The sequence below is a fragment of the Archangium violaceum genome (assembly GCF_016887565.1).
GTDB classification, from domain to species: domain Bacteria; phylum Myxococcota; class Myxococcia; order Myxococcales; family Myxococcaceae; genus Archangium; species Archangium violaceum_B.
Map to the genome: position 1 here is coordinate 10,532,966 of NZ_CP069396.1, position 17,680 is coordinate 10,550,645.

The 17,680-nt window shown below is 68.0% G+C and carries 15 protein-coding genes; 7 read left to right on the forward strand and 8 right to left on the reverse strand.

Features of this window, described 5'->3' with window-relative positions; genetic code table 11:
• Nucleotides 1–149: 149 nt before the first annotated feature.
• The 4 genes from JRI60_RS41880 to JRI60_RS41895 form a co-directional block, all read right to left on the reverse strand.
• Complete coding sequence (locus JRI60_RS41880; protein WP_204221661.1) at nucleotides 150–824, reverse strand: hypothetical protein; 675 nt, start codon at nucleotides 822–824, stop codon at nucleotides 150–152.
• Between the two features lie 161 nt (nucleotides 825–985).
• The gene (locus JRI60_RS41885; RefSeq protein WP_204221662.1) at nucleotides 986–1,588 is read right to left on the reverse strand and encodes a malonic semialdehyde reductase; all 603 of its coding nucleotides are present in this window, start codon (nucleotides 1,586–1,588) and stop codon (nucleotides 986–988) included.
• 50 nt (nucleotides 1,589–1,638) lie between these two features.
• Nucleotides 1,639–2,673, reverse strand: coding sequence for an LLM class flavin-dependent oxidoreductase (locus tag JRI60_RS41890; RefSeq protein WP_204221663.1), 1,035 nt, complete (start codon nucleotides 2,671–2,673; stop codon nucleotides 1,639–1,641).
• A complete protein-coding gene (locus JRI60_RS41895; protein ID WP_204221664.1) occupies nucleotides 2,670–3,605 on the reverse strand; it encodes an ATP-grasp domain-containing protein in 936 nt (311 codons plus the stop codon). The genes JRI60_RS41890 and JRI60_RS41895 overlap by 4 nt, the downstream gene beginning before the upstream one ends.
• 214 nt (nucleotides 3,606–3,819) lie before the next feature.
• Here JRI60_RS41895 and JRI60_RS41900 point away from each other — a divergent pair, with 214 nt between their 5' ends.
• The 5 genes from JRI60_RS41900 to JRI60_RS53860 all read left to right on the forward strand — a co-directional run bounded on the left by JRI60_RS41900 (nucleotide 3,820) and on the right by JRI60_RS53860 (nucleotide 10,189).
• Nucleotides 3,820–4,953: a PPC domain-containing protein gene (locus tag JRI60_RS41900; RefSeq protein ID WP_204221665.1), complete on the forward strand. Its 1,134-nt coding sequence runs from the start codon at nucleotides 3,820–3,822 to the stop codon at nucleotides 4,951–4,953.
• 163 nt (nucleotides 4,954–5,116) lie between these two features.
• On the forward strand, nucleotides 5,117–5,740 hold the full coding sequence (locus JRI60_RS41905) for a hypothetical protein (RefSeq protein ID WP_204221666.1): 624 nt from the start codon (nucleotides 5,117–5,119) through the stop codon (nucleotides 5,738–5,740).
• A 72-nt stretch (nucleotides 5,741–5,812) separates the two neighbouring features.
• A complete protein-coding gene (locus JRI60_RS41910) occupies nucleotides 5,813–6,202 on the forward strand; it encodes a VOC family protein (RefSeq protein WP_204221667.1) in 390 nt (129 codons plus the stop codon).
• 174 nt (nucleotides 6,203–6,376) lie between these two features.
• Nucleotides 6,377–7,576: an RICIN domain-containing protein gene (locus tag JRI60_RS41915; RefSeq protein WP_204221668.1), complete on the forward strand. Its 1,200-nt coding sequence runs from the start codon at nucleotides 6,377–6,379 to the stop codon at nucleotides 7,574–7,576.
• 87 nt (nucleotides 7,577–7,663) lie between these two features.
• The gene (locus JRI60_RS53860) at nucleotides 7,664–10,189 is read left to right on the forward strand and encodes an AbfB domain-containing protein (RefSeq protein WP_239470045.1); all 2,526 of its coding nucleotides are present in this window, start codon (nucleotides 7,664–7,666) and stop codon (nucleotides 10,187–10,189) included.
• Between the two features lie 58 nt (nucleotides 10,190–10,247).
• On the opposite strand, the gene JRI60_RS54775 is transcribed toward JRI60_RS53860, so the two are convergent.
• Together JRI60_RS54775 and JRI60_RS41935 are read right to left on the reverse strand one after the other, a co-directional pair.
• Nucleotides 10,248–13,364 (reverse strand): carboxypeptidase regulatory-like domain-containing protein, encoded by a 3,117-nt coding sequence (locus JRI60_RS54775; RefSeq protein WP_204221669.1) that lies wholly within the window; start codon nucleotides 13,362–13,364, stop codon nucleotides 10,248–10,250.
• A gap of 197 nt (nucleotides 13,365–13,561) precedes the next feature.
• Nucleotides 13,562–14,353, reverse strand: coding sequence for an SDR family oxidoreductase (locus JRI60_RS41935; RefSeq protein WP_204221670.1), 792 nt, complete (start codon nucleotides 14,351–14,353; stop codon nucleotides 13,562–13,564).
• Between the two features lie 284 nt (nucleotides 14,354–14,637).
• On the opposite strand from JRI60_RS41935, the gene JRI60_RS41940 reads away from it, so the two are divergent.
• Together JRI60_RS41940 and JRI60_RS41945 are read left to right on the forward strand one after the other, a co-directional pair.
• Nucleotides 14,638–15,618 carry an MBL fold metallo-hydrolase gene (locus JRI60_RS41940; RefSeq protein ID WP_204221671.1) on the forward strand — a complete coding sequence of 327 codons (981 nt, stop codon included), beginning with the start codon at nucleotides 14,638–14,640 and terminating at the stop codon, nucleotides 15,616–15,618.
• Between the two features lie 68 nt (nucleotides 15,619–15,686).
• Entirely contained in the window at nucleotides 15,687–16,211 is a 525-nt protein-coding gene (locus tag JRI60_RS41945) for a DUF1993 domain-containing protein (RefSeq protein WP_204221672.1), read from the forward strand.
• Between the two features lie 25 nt (nucleotides 16,212–16,236).
• On the opposite strand, the gene JRI60_RS41950 is transcribed toward JRI60_RS41945, so the two are convergent.
• Together JRI60_RS41950 and JRI60_RS41955 are read right to left on the reverse strand one after the other, a co-directional pair.
• Complete coding sequence (locus JRI60_RS41950) at nucleotides 16,237–16,800, reverse strand: hypothetical protein (protein ID WP_204221673.1); 564 nt, start codon at nucleotides 16,798–16,800, stop codon at nucleotides 16,237–16,239.
• 39 nt (nucleotides 16,801–16,839) lie between these two features.
• Nucleotides 16,840–17,577, reverse strand: a complete 738-nt coding sequence (locus JRI60_RS41955; protein ID WP_204221674.1) for an SDR family oxidoreductase — start codon at nucleotides 17,575–17,577, stop codon at nucleotides 16,840–16,842.
• Between the last annotated feature and the right edge of the window lie 103 nt (nucleotides 17,578–17,680).

Consider the following 17,680-nt stretch of genomic DNA (forward strand, 5'->3'; position numbering starts at 1 on the left):
GGCGGGGGGGGCTCACGGGGAACGACTCATCCGATCTGGTGCGGCGCATGGAGATTCTCCTCCTCGATGGCGAGGATTCACGACAAAGACCATCTGAAGGAGAATACGCGTTTTACCTGGAAAGGATGATGCTTATTCGTCTCGAACCCTCAGAGCCCCGAGGGAGCGCGGGGAGCGGACGCGGAGGCCGCTGAGGAACGGGGCTTGCCCGCCGCGTCGGCGGCCTCCGTCCAGGTGACGTGATAGGCGCAGCGCTCACTGCCGTTCTTGCGGCAGGGCCCGGAGGAATCATGGGTGAGCAGGGCCGTGGGCTGGAACCGCTGCGCCATCGCGATGATGATGCCCTGGTCGAAGTCACACGGATACGGCGTGGTGCTCTCGAGGGTGATCAGATTCTTCCCCGGAACATGCGCGTAGCCGTAGTGCCCGATGCCCTCGCGGATTTCACCCGTGACGGGATTGAACATGGCCTCCCCCTCCACGGCGTGATTCATGTGATAGGCGATCTCGATGCATTTCAAGGCACTGTGAATGTCCGTCACCGTCGGCGGAAAGACCGCGTTCTTCGGAGTCGTCATCCCCGACTGATAGAGAAGGAAGTTGCCGAACTCCTTCTCAATCCGATTCAGGACATTGAGCCAACGCTCGAGCGGGTACCATCTGCCCGCGTCGAACTTTACCGTCCCGCTGCCATCATCGATGCCCAGGCCCTCCTCGACGAGGATGCTGTTGGCGATGAGGGTGAACGACCCGAATCCATCGATGACGATCTGCAGATTCGAGCCCAGGACCTGGAATTTTCCGGCATCGATATGGCTTCTCATGGCCATACCTTAAGCAAGCCATGTGCCCGGCCACATGAGCGGCTCGCGGCCACAAGTGACCGCGAAATTTCTGAGGCCATGATGCCCAACGCCAGAAAAGTCAGCGCAGCCCGCTTACCGGTTTGAAGTCATCCATGACCGCGATGTCATTCATGACAGCGTTATTCGAGGCGGCACGCCTCCTCGAAGTCCAGCCGGGGACCACGCGGGTGCAATCTTGCCGGGTCTCCGTAGCCGAGGTTGAGCAGGAAGTTGCTCTTCCAGGAGGTGCCCGCGAGGAAGGCCGCGTCCACCTTGGCGTTGTCGAAGCCCGCCATGGGACCGCAGTCCAGTCCGAGCGCGCGGGCGGCGAGGATGAGGTAGGCCCCCTGGAGCGAGCCGTTCAGGAGCGCCTGCCTCTCGCGAGCCTCGGGCGGCAGCTTGTCGAACACCGCCTTCATGTCCCTGGCGGGGAAGAGCCGGGGCAGCTGCTCGTGGAAGCGGGTGTCGTAGGCGACGATGACCGTCACCGGGGCGGTCATCGTCTTCTCCACGTTGCCGGCGGACAGGGCGGGCTTGAGCCGCTCCTTGGCCTCGGGGCTCTTCACGAAGACCAGGCGCGCGGGGTTGGAGTTGGCCGAGGTGGGCGGCATCCGGGCCAGCGTCCACAGCTGGCGCAACAGCGGCTCCTCCACGGGGCGCGCCGCCCAACCGTTGTGAGTGCGCGCCTCGAGGAAGAGCGTGTCGAGAACGTCGGTATCCAGGGGAGTGTTGCGTGGGTGCATTCCTCCGTGCGTAGCGGAGCGGCGGCCCCCACGCAAGCCGCCGCATCCGCTCAGGCCGTGCCGCGCCTGGGCGTAATGACGGCGGAGGCGAAGCGCTCCATCTCCTCGAGCTGGGGACTCATCTGGAGCAGCAACAAATCCACCCCGGCGGCCTCGAACTCGGCGATGCGCTCGCGCACGCGCGCGGGCGTGCCCACCAGCCCCGGCCGCAGGCCCCGGTTGGACACCGAGTACTCCTTGATCTTCAGCTCCCGCTCCAGCTGCGTGCCGGACAGCCACTGATCGAAGTTGGCGAAGCCCGGGGCCTGGGGATCCAACGTGGTGATGCGCTCGACCTCGGCGTCGGCCTCCGCCTGGCTGTCGCGCACGATGGCGTAGGCGGCCATGCCATAGCGCATGGGGGGCAGACCCTCCCGCTCGCGGCGCGCGCGCATGTCGGCGATCTTCGAGGAGATGACCTCCGGCTCGTCGCCGTGCATGACGTAGGCGTCACACTGGCGGGCGATCATCTGCTTGGCGGCCTCGGACTCACCGCCCGCGTAGAGGGTGGGACGGGGCGAGGCCAGGGGCTTGGGCTCGCAGATGGCATCCTTGAGCTGGTAGCGCTGCCCCTCGAAGCTGAACGGGGTCTGGGACCACAGTCCGTCCACCACCCGCAGCCACTCGGTGGTCCGCGCATAGCGGTCATCGTGCTGGTCGAACTGCAGGCCGTATTGATTGGCCTCGTCCGCCCACCAGGAGGACACCACGTTGAGCGCCAGCCGGCCTCCGGCGATGCGGTCGATGTTGGCGGCCTGCTTGGCGAACAGGGCGGGGTGGTGGAAGTTGGGGCGCACCGCGACCATCAGCTCGAGCTTGTGCGTGACGGCGGCGAGCGCCGCGGCGGTGGACCAGGCGTCCATGGCCGGCTCGCGCACGCCCTTGATGTCATTGAGGTTGAGCTCGGCGATGAGCGTCAGGTCGTAGCCGATCTCCTCGGCCCGGCGGCACAGCCGGCTCATGTACTCCCAGCTCGCCTCCATCTTCTCGTCGCGCACGTTGCGCAGCCAGCCGCCGAAGACGGGGGCCCAGAAGCCGTACCTCATGCCGCCTCCCCGCGCCGCCGGGCGGCCAGGACCTCGAGGAGGTAGTCCGCCAGCTTCTCGTGCGGCTCCCACCCCAGCACCTCGAGGGGTTTGGCCACGAAGTTGGACAGCCCGTTGATGTCGTAGAAGCGGCGCGTGCCGTCGCGGTCGTCGATCATGTACTCGATGCCGCACAGCTCCATGTTCGCCGCGCGTGAAATGGTCTCCACGGCGCGGATGGTGTCGGCGTCCAGCGTGGTCTGCTCGATGGTGATCTTGGGTTTGCCCACCATGCACGCGTCCGCGGGGCACAGGTCGAAGGAGCCGCCGTCGGTGGTCAAGGAGATGGCGTAGAGGAAGCGTCCGGCCAGGGTCTCCGCGCGCACGATGCGGCTGCCGCGGGTGGGGATGTACTCCTGGACGAGCGTGACGCTGTCGATGCTGGTGGGCGTGGTGCCGTCGGCGACGGCCTGGACGAGCTGCTCCATGCTGTCATAGCGAACGACGCCGGCGCCCGAGCCGCCGATGTTGACCTTGACCACGATGGGGAAGCGCAGGCCCTGGGCGGCGCGGGGCAGATCGGCCCGGCGATGCACCACGCGCGTGGCCGGGGTCGCGTAGCCCAGCGAGTTGATGAGCGACAGCTGGCGGGCCTTGGACGTGTCCACCGCGAGGGTCGGGTTGCCGTTGATGATGCGGGCGCCGCACTGCTCCCAGTGGGAGTAGAGGGACTGGGCGTAGAAGATGCCGTGCTCGTCCTGGCGCAGGAAGGAGCTCATCGCCACGCGGCTGAAGATGACCGGCGCGGGCGGCGTGCGGTCATTCAGGTCGAAGAAGTGCTCGTCGAGGCGCAGCGGCACGTAGGGGATGCCGCGCCGCTCGAGCGTGGCGAACAGGGGCTTGAACCACTCGGGGTGCTCGTAGAAGACGGCGAGCTGGGGCTGGGTGCTCATGGGGGGGTGTCACCTGAAACGGGGGGCGGGGAAATCGGGCGAGCACCTTAACAACGTGGGCCTGGCGCTGCACGCACGACCAGAGAAAAAGGGTGCCCGCCATGGACAGAAAGTCCGCCAGCGTTGCACCTGGAGTGTCAGAGCCCTCGTTAGAGTAGCAACTGAGTTTGATTTGAACTGCTGGTCGGTTACGCACAACCCAAGGGGTCTGTCTGTGAATTCAATTTCCAAGAAGATGATGTACGCCGCGTGTTTCGCGCTGGCGGCGGCATGTGGGCCGGATGCTCTCTCGGGGGCGGAGGTCCCGGAGCTCGCGCCGAAGCCCGACCTCGCGGCGCTCCGGCAACCGCTCGCGGGAGATTGCACCACCACGTATTCGCTCACCAAGGACGTGGCGAAGACGAACCTGTCAGGTACGGTGGGCAGCTGGTCCTGCATCTACAAATTGACCGTCCCGAGCGGTGCGGCGGGGCTTGCGTTCAAGACGTCAGGCGGGACGGGTGACGCGGATCTGTACGTCCGTTATGGCCTCACGCCGGACGCGACCTCGTACGACTGCCATTCGCTGAGTACGACCAATGAGGACCAATGCCTCATCGCGTCGCCCCAGGCCGGTACGTATTACGTCCGGCTCTACGGATACGGCGACTACACCGGCGCGAGCCTGACGGGTACCTACGGAGTGTCCTGCACCAGCACCACCATCATGGACGTGGGGCGCACGTATTCGAACATCAACGCGCCGCAGGGACTGTTCTCGTGCGGGTACCTGCTCACGGTTCCTTCCGGCGTGAACAGCGTGACGTTCACGACTTCAGGGGGCACGGGGAACGCCGACCTCTACGTCCGCAGAAGCGACTGGCCCAGGGCGGACACGTACGATTGCAGGTCGACGGGCTACAGCAACAGCGAGACGTGCACGTTGTATTACCCGAGCGCTGGAACGTATTACATCAAGCTCTACGGCACCTCCGCGAGCAGCGGGGTTCAGCTCCTGGCCACCCTGGATCGCCCCTATACCGCGTCCGTCCTCGTTCGCGGACAGCCCTACGTCGACGTCTCCATGTCCGCGGGCGAGCAGCGCCGGTACGAAATCGACATGCCGTGGGGAAAGAGTGACGTCCAGTTCTTCACCTCCGGCGGCACCGGCAACGCGAACCTGTACGTGAAGTACGAACAGGCGCCCACTCCCTATTCCCATGACTGCAGGAATGAGAATTACGGGAATGACGCCTCGTGCCTGATGGGCTGGGGCAAGACGGGCCGCTACTACGTCCTCGTCGAAGCGAAGGAAGTGCCTGTCACCGGCCTGCGCATCGGCGTGAGCTACACGGACTACTACAACTAGTCGTCGGGGACCCGAGACACGGCTGTCAGGGTCTCGAATTTTCCACGGAACATGACGGGGGCGTCGGACAAGACGCTTCCGCACAGGGGCTCGCGTCGCGGGAGTGGACTGGTCCAGCGTTTGCTGATGGCCCGGCACACTCGAAGTGCACGGGAGTCGTGGAATGAAGAAGACCTGTAGCCTGGCGGTATGCCTCCTCACGGCAACGGCGTGGGCCCAGCCCGGGGAGCCCTCGGTGTCCGTCTGGGTCCAACCCGTGGGCACGCTCGCGTTCGGGCTCGCGGGGCCGCTGGTGGGCCCAGGCACCTCGTACCTCACGCTGCCCGTGGGGATGAACGTCCCCCTGAGTCCCACGCAGGAGCTGGTGTTCGAGGTCACCCCCTTCCTGAGCCGCCAGGACTGCGAGGGCCCCTGCAGCACGCGCGCACTCGCCCTGGCGGTGGGGAGCGCATGGAGCCTGTCTCCCCATTCCTCGCGGGGCAGCTTCTTCATCCAGCCGAAGGTGATGGGGCTCGTGTCCCGGGACAAGGGTGTCTCCGGCGGCGACAGTCCGTGGATGGAGACGGGAAGCCAGCTCTCGCTGGGGCTCGACGTGGGCTACCGCGTGAGGAGCGAGCACCTCTTCCTGGCGTTCGTGCTGGGCGGCAGCGTGGGGAGGGGCTGGAACGTCCCGGCCTCCAGCTCGAGCATCTTCACCTCCTTCCTCGACTGGCCCCAGGGCCGTCGCGAGAGCAAGTGGGTCTACGATCTCAACCTCAATCTCCTACGAATCGGCGCGAGCTTCTGACGAACGAGTGCTGGTGGAACCGGAGAACACGACCGTACACTGCCGCCCCCTTTTCCACGGGAGTGCGCCCTCATGAAGCTCGGTTACGTCATCCTCTACGTCCCGGACGTGCCCGCCACCGTCGCCTTCTACGAGAAGGCCTTCGGCCTGCAACGCCGCTTCCTCCATGAGAGTGGCCAGTACGCGGAGCTGGAGACCGGCGTCACGGCGCTGGCGTTCGCCTCGGAAGGCATGGCGAAGCAGAACGGACTCACCGTGCGCTTCCACCGGCCGAAGGAGGACGCGGCCGCGGTGGAGGTGGCGCTCGTCACGCCGGATGTCGAGGCCGCCTTCGAGCGCGCGGTGAAGGCTGGCGCCCAGGCCGCCCAACCCCCCAAGCAAAAGCCCTGGGGGCAGACGGTGGCCTACGTGCGGGACCTCGACGGAGTGCTGGTGGAGCTCTGTACCCCGATGTCCGCTTGATTCCCGCCGCTCCCAGCGGTGGGAGCGCGTCGGCGGATGTAGTCATCCGCACGCGGACAGGACCCGCCCTCCTCGGGAAACCAGGTGATGACCCGAAAAACGGGGATCGGCGCTCTAGAAGGCAAGAAGTCGCCGCCAATTCCGTTTCATGGGGCCGATCCCGAGGAGAGCAACATGTCCCGTATGAGCGTGTACCGTTGTTTGTCGCTGTTGGGCGTCGTGGGTGGACTGGGTGGATGCGCCGCCAACGAGCTGGAGAGCGCCGAGGAGACCGCCCAGCTGCGGAGCGCGGCCATCGTGTCGAGCATCACGGAGGGTGACTATGTCATCCGCTCGGCCATGACCAACAAGTGTGTCGACATCTCCTCGTCCAGCACCGCGGACGGAGCCAAGGTGCAGCAGTGGGACTGTAACGGCACCAACGCGCAGAAGTTCCACATCTCCCCGACGTCGGATGGTTACTGGAAGATCATCAACGTCAACAGCAACAAGGCGATCGACGTCAAGGACGTGAGCACCGCGCAGAACGCCCTGTTCCACCAGTGGACGTACGTCGGCGGGAACAACCAGCAGTTCAAGTTCGTGGCCCGGGGCAACAACCAGTTCAGCATCCATGTGCGCCACACGGACATGGTCATGGACCTGTACTGGGGCTCGGCGAACAACGGCACGGAGTACGTCCAGTACCCGTACACCGGCACCGCCAACCAGCTCTACACCTTCGACAAGGTGGACGGCACCACGCCTGGCAACGGACTGGGCGCGATCCTCAGCGAGTCCACGTTCAACAGCATGTTCCCGGGCCGCAACCCGTTCTACAGCTACAGCTCCCTGGTGGCGGCGGCGGCGACCTTCCCCTCGTTCGCCACCACGGGCGACACCGACACCCGCAAGCGTGAGGTGGCGGCCTTCCTCGCCAACGTCGCGCACGAGACCGGCAACCTCGTCTACATCGAGGAGATCAACAAGAGCGTGATGTGCGACACCAGCTGGGGCCCTCCGGGCTGCGGCTGCGCGCCGGGCAAGATGTACTACGGCCGTGGTCCCATCCAGCTGTCGTGGAACGGCAACTACTGCGCCGCCGGCAACGCGCTCGGGCTGAACCTCATGAATGACCCGGACATCCTCTCGCGGGATGCGACCGCCTCCTGGCGCTCGGGTCTCTGGTTCTGGAACACGCAGACGGGCGCGGGCTCCATGACGGCGCACAACGCCATGGTCAACAACGCTGGCTTCGGCGAGACGATCCGCACCATCAACGGCGCGCTGGAGTGCAACGGCCGCAACCCCGCCCAGGTGCAGAGCCGCATCGACAACTACCTGCGCTTCACCAACATGCTCGGCGTGAGCGCTGGCAGCAACCTCGGCTGCTAGTCCCCGTCGGAAGCAGACGCAGTGGGGCCCACTCTCCCTCGCGGAGGGTGGGCCCGTGGCCGTTCCCCCCGCCCTCTCGAGAAACCCATGAAGTCCTCCTCACGTGCCTCCCGTCTCACGGGTGCGCTGGTGGGCCTGTCCCTGTGGACCCTGGCTCCCGCCGCCTCCGCCCAAGCCCGCTCCCTGGAGCCCCGCCTCGCCGCCGACAAGCGGGCCCAGCGAGAGCTGCCCGCCGGAACGCCCGTGGAGCGCCTGGTGGTGAAGTTCCACGAGGGCAGCCGCGTCCGTCTGCGCGGAGAGGCCCTCGTCTCCCTCGCCGCCGAGCGCTCCGAGGTGGAGCGTTCCCTGCTCGCGAACCGTGGCCTCTCCGAGGCCCGCCTGAGCCGTGACGTGCGGTCCGTCCAGGCGCTGCTCGAGCGCGCGCCCCGCCTCGGCGCTCCCCGCCGCCTCTTCACGGAAGCGGAGCTCTCGCTGGAGCTGCGCAAGGAATTCGGCGAGGCCCAGAGCGGGCGCCAGCTGGCCGACCTCAACCTCTATTACGAGGTGCCCCTGCTGCCGCGCACCACCGCGGAGGACGTGGCGGACCTGGTGGCCGAGCTCAACGCCCTGGACAGCGTGGAGGTGGCCTATGTCCAGCCGCCCGCCGAGCCCGCCATGGTGAACTTCGGCATGGACGAGGCCCTGCGTGGCCTGCTCGCCGCCGTGGACATCTCGCCCACCACCCCGCTGTACGAGGCCGACCAGGGCTACCTCAACGCGGCCCCCACGGGCGTGGACGCGCGCTATGCCTGGACGGTGCCGGGAGGCGACGGCTCCGGCGTGCGCTTCGTCGACATCGAGGGTGGCTGGCGCACCTCCCACGAGGACATGCCCGGCCTGTTCACCCAGCTCGGCACGCAGATCAATGACATCGGCTGGCGCAACCACGGCACCGCGGTGCTGGGCACGGCCGTCGGCGTGGGCAACGCCTACGGCGTGAGAGGCATCGCGTACGGGGCGACGACGGGTGTGTCGGGCATCGGCAATCAATCGGCCGCCAGCGCCATCACCAGCGCGGCGTCGGCCGTGGGCCGCGGCGGCGTCATCCTCGTCGAGCTGCATGCGCAGGGGCCCGCGGACAGCACGCCCTGCACCTGCAACCAGGGCCAGTGCAACTACATCGCCATGGAGTACTGGCAGGGCGAGTTCGACGCCATCTCCACGGCCACGGCCAACGGCGTGACGGTGGTGGAAGCGGCCGGCAACGGCAGCGCCAACCTGGACGAGGGCGCGTACGGCAATGCCTTCAACCGGAGCGTGCGTGACTCGGGCGCCATCCTGGTGGGCGCCAGCGGCGCCACGACGCGCGCCCCCACGTGCTGGACGAACTTCGGCTCGCGCGTGGACGTGCACGGCTGGGGCGAGAACGTCGTGACGATGGGCTACGGCGACCGCTTCGGCTCGGCGTACGGCGAGGACCAGTACTACACCTCCACCTTCAGCGGCACCTCCAGCGCCTCGCCCGTCGTCGCCGGCTCGGCCCTCAGCATCCAGGGCGCGGTGCGGGCCCGGGGCCAGGGCGCCCTGGACCCGCGCGCCGTGCGCTCGCTGCTGGCCAACACCGGCACGCCACAGGCCTCGGACTCCCGGAAGATCGGGCCCCTGCCCAACCTGAGGAAGGCCCTCCAGGCGGGGTTGCTGCCCATCAACAGGTACCGCTCCTTCCAGGTGGTGACGCCGAACTTCACCAACCGTTACATGCGCCACGCTGGCAGCCTGGGCTACACCGAGGTGGTGGACGGCGCGAGCAGCACCACGCTCAAGCAGGACGCGACCTTCAAGATCATCCCCGGCCTGGCCGACGCGAGCTGCTACTCCTTCGAGGCGCGCAACTTCCCCGGCAGCTACCTGCGCCACCAGAGCAACCGCGTCCGCCTGGACGCGCGCAATGGCACGGCGCTCTTCGATCAGGACGCCACCTTCTGCGCGCGAGCGGCGCTCGACGGCTCCCAGAACGTGTCGCTGGAGGCCAGGAACCTGTCCGGCTCCTACCTGCGCCACCGCAACGGCGAGCTCTGGGTGGAGGCCATCGCGAACACCCAGGGAGACCGCCAGGACGCGACGTGGGCCGTGGTGACGCCGAGGTGGAGGAACGGCATGGACCTGCCGGTGAACACCTACCGTTCGCTCCAGGTGGTGACGCCGGGCTTCACCAACCGCTACCTGCGCCACCAGAACAGCCTGGGCTACACCGAGGTGGTGGACGGCGCGAGCGACTCCACGCTCAAGCAGGACGCGACCTTCAAGATCGTCGCCGGCCTGGCTGACGCGAGCTGCTACTCGCTCGAGGCGCGCAACTTCCCCGGCCGCTACCTGCGCCACGCCTCGGATCGCGTCCGCCTGGACGCGCGTGATGGCACGGCGCTCTTCGATCAGGACGCCACGTTCTGCGCGCAGCCGGCGCTCTTCGGCACGGGCACCTCGTTCGAGTCCTACAACTTCCCGGGCCGCTACCTGCGCCACTCCGACTCCCAGGCCTGGCTCGCGGGGGGCGGGGCGTCCACCGGTTGGGACAAGGCCCTGAGCTTCAGCGAGGACGCGAGCTGGAACCTCGTATCCCCCTGGGCTCCCTGAGCCTCGGCCGTACACCGTCGCACCACGCCTCCCTGGCACATGGGCCGGGGGGGCGGCCTCATCCGTCCTCGTAGCGGCGCCAGCGGGGGCGCACCTCCCATGTCGGGTCAGCACCGGGCCGCAGCTCCACCTCCTCGGCGTGGGCCTCCGAGTAGTACTCCTCGAAGCGCTGCACCAACAACGTGTAGCGCCCCGGCGGCAGCCCGCGGACACGGTACAGCCCGTTCTCGTATGTCGCCCTGACGCCCCGCCCTCGTAGCGAGGAGAGCCCATCCGGTTCGTCCGGCAGCGCGTGCGCGCCCGGAACGAGCCACACCGCGGAGACCGACTCCGCCACCCGGATGCTCGCCGTCCCCGAGCCTTCCAACTGGAGATCCACCGTCACCGCGCCCCTGGCGGGGACCTCCACCCGTCTCGGCAGGAACGCCACCGCCTGCGTCCCGGCCATCGCTCCCTCCACGTGCAGCACATGCGGGCCCGCCGGTACCGCGCGCAGCACGTACCGCCCTCGCCAGATGACCGCCGTGCCCACCGAGGCGTCCCGCTCGTCGCGCAGCTCGACCCGGCCCGCCTCCACCGCAAGGCTCCCCGAGAGCACCTGCCCCTCCACCGTCGCCCCCGGCTCCAGCTCCACCACCACCTCGTCCCGCCCCTCCGCCACCGTCAGCTCCACCGCCCGGTATGACGAGTGGAGCACCGTCAGCGGCAGCACCCCCTCCCCTCCGACCGTCAAGGTGAAGCTCCCGTCCCCCCGCGTGCGCGCCTGGGGAATCTCCTCCGTCCTCCGCCGGTAGGCGCGCCTCGACGCGAAGCCCTCCTCCACCGTGGCTCCCGCCACCGGCGCCCGCGTCACCGCGTCCACCACCCGCCCCCGCACCGTCCTCTTCGCCCGCAGCACCACGTCTCCCAGGGCCACGTCCTCGCCCTGCCGCACCTGCACCACCCGATGTGTCGTGCTCAGCCCCGGTGCCTTGAACCACACCCGCTGCTCCCCCGTGCCCCGCATGGCCACCGAGAACTGGCCCTCCGGGTGGCTCATGCTCCGGCTGTCCACCTCGAAGCGCGTGACGGGCGTGCCATCCTCGCGCACCACCCGCCCGGACACGTGCGGCAGCCGCGCCAGCACCAGGCGTACCTCCTCCGTCCCTCGCGCCAGGACGTTCCACTCGCGCGGGGCCGCGATCTCCAGTCCCTCTCCGCTCGCCTCCACGTCGAGGAAATACCCGTCCTTGTAGGCGGTGACGGCCCAGGCCTCGCCTCGCAGCCGCGAGAAGGTGAAGCGCCCGTCCGGCCCGGTGCCCTCCATGTCCAGCCCCTCCCCGCCCTCGTCCTGGTACGGCTCGCCCGGCCTCACCCGCGCGAACTCTACCGGCGTCGCCCGCACCATCGCGTACTCCAGCGGCTTGCCCTCCCCATCCACCACCACCCCCGCGAAGCCGCCCTTGCCCTCGGTGAGCCGCAGGCGCACCCGCCCCTGCTCCGTGCCACGCACCTCCACCTCCCCGTGTGCCACGCGCCGCGACAGCACCCGCCTTGCCGTCACCTCCACCTTGAATCGCCCGGGCAACAGCCCGCTGAACACCCGTCGGCCATCCATCCCGGTGGCGCCCTGCTTCGTCTGCCGACGCATCCGCTGGTGCTCCTGGAGACCCGACGCGGTCCCCGCGCGCCGCTCGGGCTCCAGCTTCACCCACGCGTCGACGACCGGGCGCTCCGCCTCGTCCACCACCTCTACCTCCACCGAGGCGCCCCGCCGCAACACCACCTTCACCTCGCGGGCCGGCGCCTGGAGCGTCAGCCGAGCATCCAGGAAGTCCTTGTGCTCGGGCACGAGGTACCAGGTGCCAGGCTCCGGCCCCTCCAGCATGAACGAGCCGTCCCGGCGAGAGGTGTCCCAGCGGCCCACCCTGTCGAAGAAGTCCGAGCCCTCCACGGGCTCCACGCGGTACACCTCCACTCCGCTCACGGGCGCGCCTGACTCGTCCACGGTGTGGCCCTCCACCAGCACGGAGGGCTCCAGCGTCACATCCAGCTCCTCCGAGTGCTCGTACGGGCGCGCGGGAAGGCGGTACTGCTGGTGACGCTCGGAGTCGAAGAGGAAGCGGTACGTCCCCGGCCCGGGCAGCGCGAGCAGGTAGCGCCCCTGCGCATCCGTGAGGGTGTGCCACTCGAAGGAGCCGTACTCCCCGGCGCCCCGAGCGGCATCGACCCGAGCGCCCGCGATGGGATGGCCCGCCTCGTCGGTGACGCGCCCGCTCAGCCCGAGCCCCATGCCGGGCGCGAGCTCCAACACCACCTCCTCCACATCCAGCCCGGGCTCCACCGTCACCCGCCGCGCCGCGAGCAGCTCGTCCCGGCGGACCGTCACCTCATAGGAGCCCGTGCGAAGCCCCTCGAAGGTAAAGAGTCCCCGTGAGTCCGTCATGGCTTGCAACCGGCGGTGCTCGCCGGTGAGGAGGACGGTGAGACCCTCGGCCGGCCCGCCTCCGGCCTCCACCCGGCCGGAGACGCGCCGGGGCCTGTACAGCGTCACCTCCTGCCCGACGTCGAACGCCGAGCTCATCCGGACGACCGCCGGCAGCAGGCCCTCCTTCTCCACCAGGAGCGTGTACTCACCCCGAGGCAGCGGGCCGAGGATGGCGAAGCCATCGTCCCGGGTGGACTTCTCGAAGAGGCGCCCGGGCGCGTGGAGCAGGGCGGTGAAGCGCGCGCCCGCCAGGGGCCGTCCGTCCTCGTCGCGCGCCACGCGGGAGAGCCACGTGCCCTCGTCCACCCGGAGCTCGACCCCCTGCGCGCCCGCTGCCACCTCCGGGTGCACGCCGGCATGGCGCTCGCTCTGGGCCCACAGCGTATGGGAGCCGGCTTCCAGTCCCTCCAACCGGAAGCGGCCCGCCGCGTCCGTGACGACGCGCGCGAGCGGAAGCGCATCGTCCTCGTGCGCGACCACCCACTCCGCGAGCTGCGCTTCCACCGAGCCACACCCCAGCTCCAGCAGCTCCCGCGCACAATGGTCCTCACAGCGGCAGGGCTGATCCACGAGCGCCTCGCCCGGCTGAGGCGCGGTGGCGATGACCACGATTCCAGGCACCGGGCCCTCGGGACCCACCACCGTCCCCTCGATGGCCAGCGAGCCTCGTGGAGACGAAAGGGGCATGGCGAGCAGTTCGGACATCATTGAGGCCGCGGGACCGGCGGAACCCTGGGAGCTCGCATCCGTGGACGGGCCGGGTTCCGCGCGGCTCTCCCCGCGAGACCCGACGAACCAAAGGAGCGCCGCCACCAACACGAGGGCAGCGGCCACTCCGGGAATCAGCCATCGCCGCATGGGGGCCTTTCTTCGTCATGACTCATTCAGCAACGAACCCTCCCCACCTACCAGGGGATGGGCCTGCGGTTGAAGAAGAGTCCACCCGTGGGACCCTCGGGCGGGAGCGTGGCGGCCCAGACGAGGATGTCCGCGCCCCGCTCGACGCTGCGTGCCGCATGACGCCCGCCCATCTCGGTCCGCACCCAGCCGGGGCAGACGGCGTTGACGAGCAGGTGGCGGGGCTTCAGCTCCTCGGCCAACAGACGCGTCAGCGCGTTGAGGCCCAGCTTGGAGACACGGTAGGCCGAGCCCGGCCAACCCCTGGCCTCATACACGCCGGCCCTCACGTCCTCGACGAAGGCCCGGAGGTGCGCCAGCAGCCTCTCCCTCGGCGGGGGCGGATCGAAGCGCTTGCGGAGCGAGGGCGGATAATCGTTCAACCAGGCCAGGCTGCTGGACACCATGACGATGCGCCCATGCTCCTCCACGAGCGGCAGCAGGCGCTCGGTGACGAGCAGCGGCCCGAGGAAGTTCACCGCCACCGTGTACTCGGCGACGTGGGCGTTGAAGCCTTCCATGGCAACGCCCGCGTTGTTGATGAGCGCCGACAGCCGGACTCCCTGCTGCTCCAGGCGTCCCGCGAGCGCGGCGAGACTCTCCGGGGAAGCAACATCCAGGGGCTCGAAATGGATGTCGAGTCCCTCGGAGCGAAGCGTGTCGCAGGCCCGCTGCCCCTCGGAGAGATCAGGGGCCGTCAGCCACACACGCCAGCCGAGACGTCCCAACTGGCGGCAGGCCTCCAATCCCAGTCCACGGTTGGCTCCCGTGACGAGCGCTATTCCAGTTGTCTGTTTCATGCGCCCCATCACCTCCGCACGGAAGGATAACAGCCTCCCGAGCCCCACCGTCCCGAGTCATGAATTTCCATACTCTTCAAAGGGTTGAAATTTCACCATGGGTGAACAACGGCTTCACCCAGGAACCTGTCCAAGACAATGAGCTCGTGGACTTCACCACCAGGGACGGCCCCAACACCCGGGCCCCGTGGTTCGCGGCAGGCGGACACAAAAAGGATCGCGCGAGACCCGGTGGCTCCTTATCTAGTGCGCCGCGCTGTTCCCATGGCACCTGGAGACCACCCATGAAGATTCGCACCCGCCTCTTGCGCACCCTCGCCGTCGCGGCCCTCACGGCCACCACCAGCGGGGGGCTCCTGCCTCCCGCCGCACAGGCCGCCGCTCCGCAGGTCAGAACCCAGGCCCCGGGCTTCTACCGCATGATGCTGGGCGACTTCGAAGTCACGGCGCTGTCCGATGGCACCGTCGCGCTTCCCGTGGACAAACTGTTGACCAACACCCGGCCCGGTCAGGTCGAGAAGCTGCTGGCCGCCGCGTACGTCAACCAGCCCGTCGAGACCTCGGTCAATGCCTATCTGATCAACACCGGCTCCCGGCTGGTGCTGGTGGATACGGGCGCCGGTAACCTGTTCGGCCCGGACGTTGGCAATCACTTGCTCGAAAACCTGCGGGCGGCGGGCTACCAGCCGGAGCAGGTCGACATGGTACTCATCACCCACATCCACATCGACCACTCGGGCGGGCTGATGGCGGGTGACAAGCGGGCCTTCCCCAACGCCGTCGTGCGCGTGGACAAACACGATGCCGACTACTGGCTCAGCACCGCCAACCTGGAGAAGGCTCCGGCCGACAAGAAGAGCCATTTCCAGCAGGCAATGGCCTCGCTCAACCCGTATGTCGAAGCGGGCAAGCTCCAGACCTTCGATGGCGACACCGAGCTGGAGCCCGGCATCCGGGCCATCGCGTCCCGGGGCCATACTCCCGGACACAGCTTCTACGCCGTGGAGAGCAAGGGGCAGAAGCTCGTGCTGTGGGGTGACATGATGCATGTCGCCGCGGTGCAGTTCCCCGAGCCGTCGGTGACCATCCAGTTCGACGTCGACTCCAAGGCGGCGGCGGCCCAACGCAAGAAGGCCTACGCCGATGCCGCGAAGCAAGGCTATTGGGTGGGCATCGCCCACGTCTCGTTCCCGGGCATCGGCCACGTGCGCGCCGAGGGCAAGGGTTATGAGTGGGTCCCCGCCAACTACAGCCTGGTCCGGTGATTCAGCGGAAGGCTTCGTCCTACTTTCTCGGCAATGTTAGTGTCCGCCCCCACCCCAAGGAGACAAACATGAACTTCTATCACTTCACCGTTCCTCAACTCATCCGGACCCTGGGCCAGGTGCACCAGTGGCTCGACAAGGCGCAGAAGTACGCCGAGCAGAAGAAGTTCGACGTCAACGTGCTGCTGACCGCGCGCCTGGCGCCCGACCAGTTCCACTTCACGCGGCAGGTCCAGGTCATCACCGACAACGCCAAGGGCACCGTCGCGCGCCTCGCGGGCGTCCAGGCCCCGGCCTTCGAGGACACCGAGAAGACGGTCGACGAGCTGCGGGCGCGCATCGACAAGACGATCGCCTTCCTGAAGACGCTCACGCCGGAGCAGTTCCAGGGCGCCGCCGAGCGGACCATCACCCTGCCCTTCCTGCCGGGCCAGGGCATCAAGGGGAGCGATTACCTGGTCGCCTTCGCCCTGCCGAACTTCTACTTCCACGCCGCGACCGCCTACTCCATCCTGCGCCACAACGGCGTCGACGTGGGCAAGGGGGACTTCCTCGGCGAGCTGCCGTTCTTCGCGCTCCCCTCGGGCACCTGAGCCCCCTGGCTCGGCGCGTCCCGGCTCAGCGCGCCGCCATGCTCGACTTCTCCGTCATGCCCAGCTCGATGAGCATGCCGCGGATGAGCTCGGCCTCCTCACGGCCATTCAACGGCCGGGAGTCCGCCCAGGCGACGCCCAGCGCGAAGTCACAGCCGAGTGGCGTCGGATCCGCCTTCGTGCACGTCTCCAATCCATCCCGCGAGGACCATCCGGAGAGCACGAGGGAGGAGCCGGTTCCCAGGGGTTCGATCTCCGCGTAGAAGACGGAGCCGATGCTCGTGGAGTCCACCTCGGAGGAATTGCGCTTCGAGGAGGTGCTCAGCTGGGCCACCGTCTCGCGGAAGCCCTTGAACTGGTAGACGAGCTTGCCGGGAGCCGTCTCCCTCCGGTTCACCAGCGGAAAGCCGCGCCGGGTGAGGAGCTCGATGACGCGGAGGGCCAGCTCGTCGGGAGCCTGGGCGCTGGTGAAGTGCGACTGTTCATAGGTCAGGTAGCGCCAGCTGTTCCCGCTGATGTAACGGGTGGGGAAACAGGCGGAGCCGAACACCAGCGGCAGCAGGAGGACGATGAGTCGGGACATGCGCATGGCCGCCATGACGCGCGGCCAGGCGCTTTATTCAATTCGTCAGTGCTTGCTGGCGGTCGGCCGCACGATGATCTCGCTGACGTCGACGTCCGCGGGCTGCTCGATCGAGAACAGGATGGCCTTGGCCACGGCGTCGGCCGGAATCGCGATCCGGCGGAACGCCTTCATGCCCTCCCGCGCCGCGGGATCCGAGATGCTCTCGGCGAGCTCCGACTCGGTGACCCCCGGGGAGATCACCGTCACCCGGATGTTGTCACCCGCCTCCTGACGAAGCCCCTCGGAGATGGCCATGACGGCGAACTTGGTCGCGCAGTACACCGCCGCCGTGGGAACGACCGAGTGGCCTCCGATGGACGAGAGGTTGATGAACTGTCCGCCCCCCTGCTTCTTCATCAGCGGCAGACCGGCGGCGATGCCATGCAGGACGCCCCGGATGTTCACGTCGATCATCCGGTTCCATTCGTCGACCTTCAAGGCCTCCAGCATGGACAGCGGCATGACCCCCGCGTTGTTGATGAGCACATCCACGCGGTCGAACGTGTCACGCGCGAAGCCGACGAACGCGTCCATGTCCTCTCGGCGGGTCACATCGAGCTGCCGGTACCGGGCCGAGCCGCCCTCGGCGACGATGGCCTTGGTGAGCGTCTCGAGCCTGTCGGTGCGCCTGGCGCCCAGCACCACATGAGCGCCGCGTCTGGCCAGCAGCCGAGCAGTCGCCTCGCCAATACCGCTGCTCGCCCCGGTGATGGCAACGACCTTCCCTTGAATTCCAGACATTTGTAATCTCCGTGATGGGTTGTCTCAGAAGCCCCGCGGCGGGTGGGCCGTGGAACTGAGCGAAAACTAAGACCGGGGTGGATGAGGCCGGTAGACCATTACC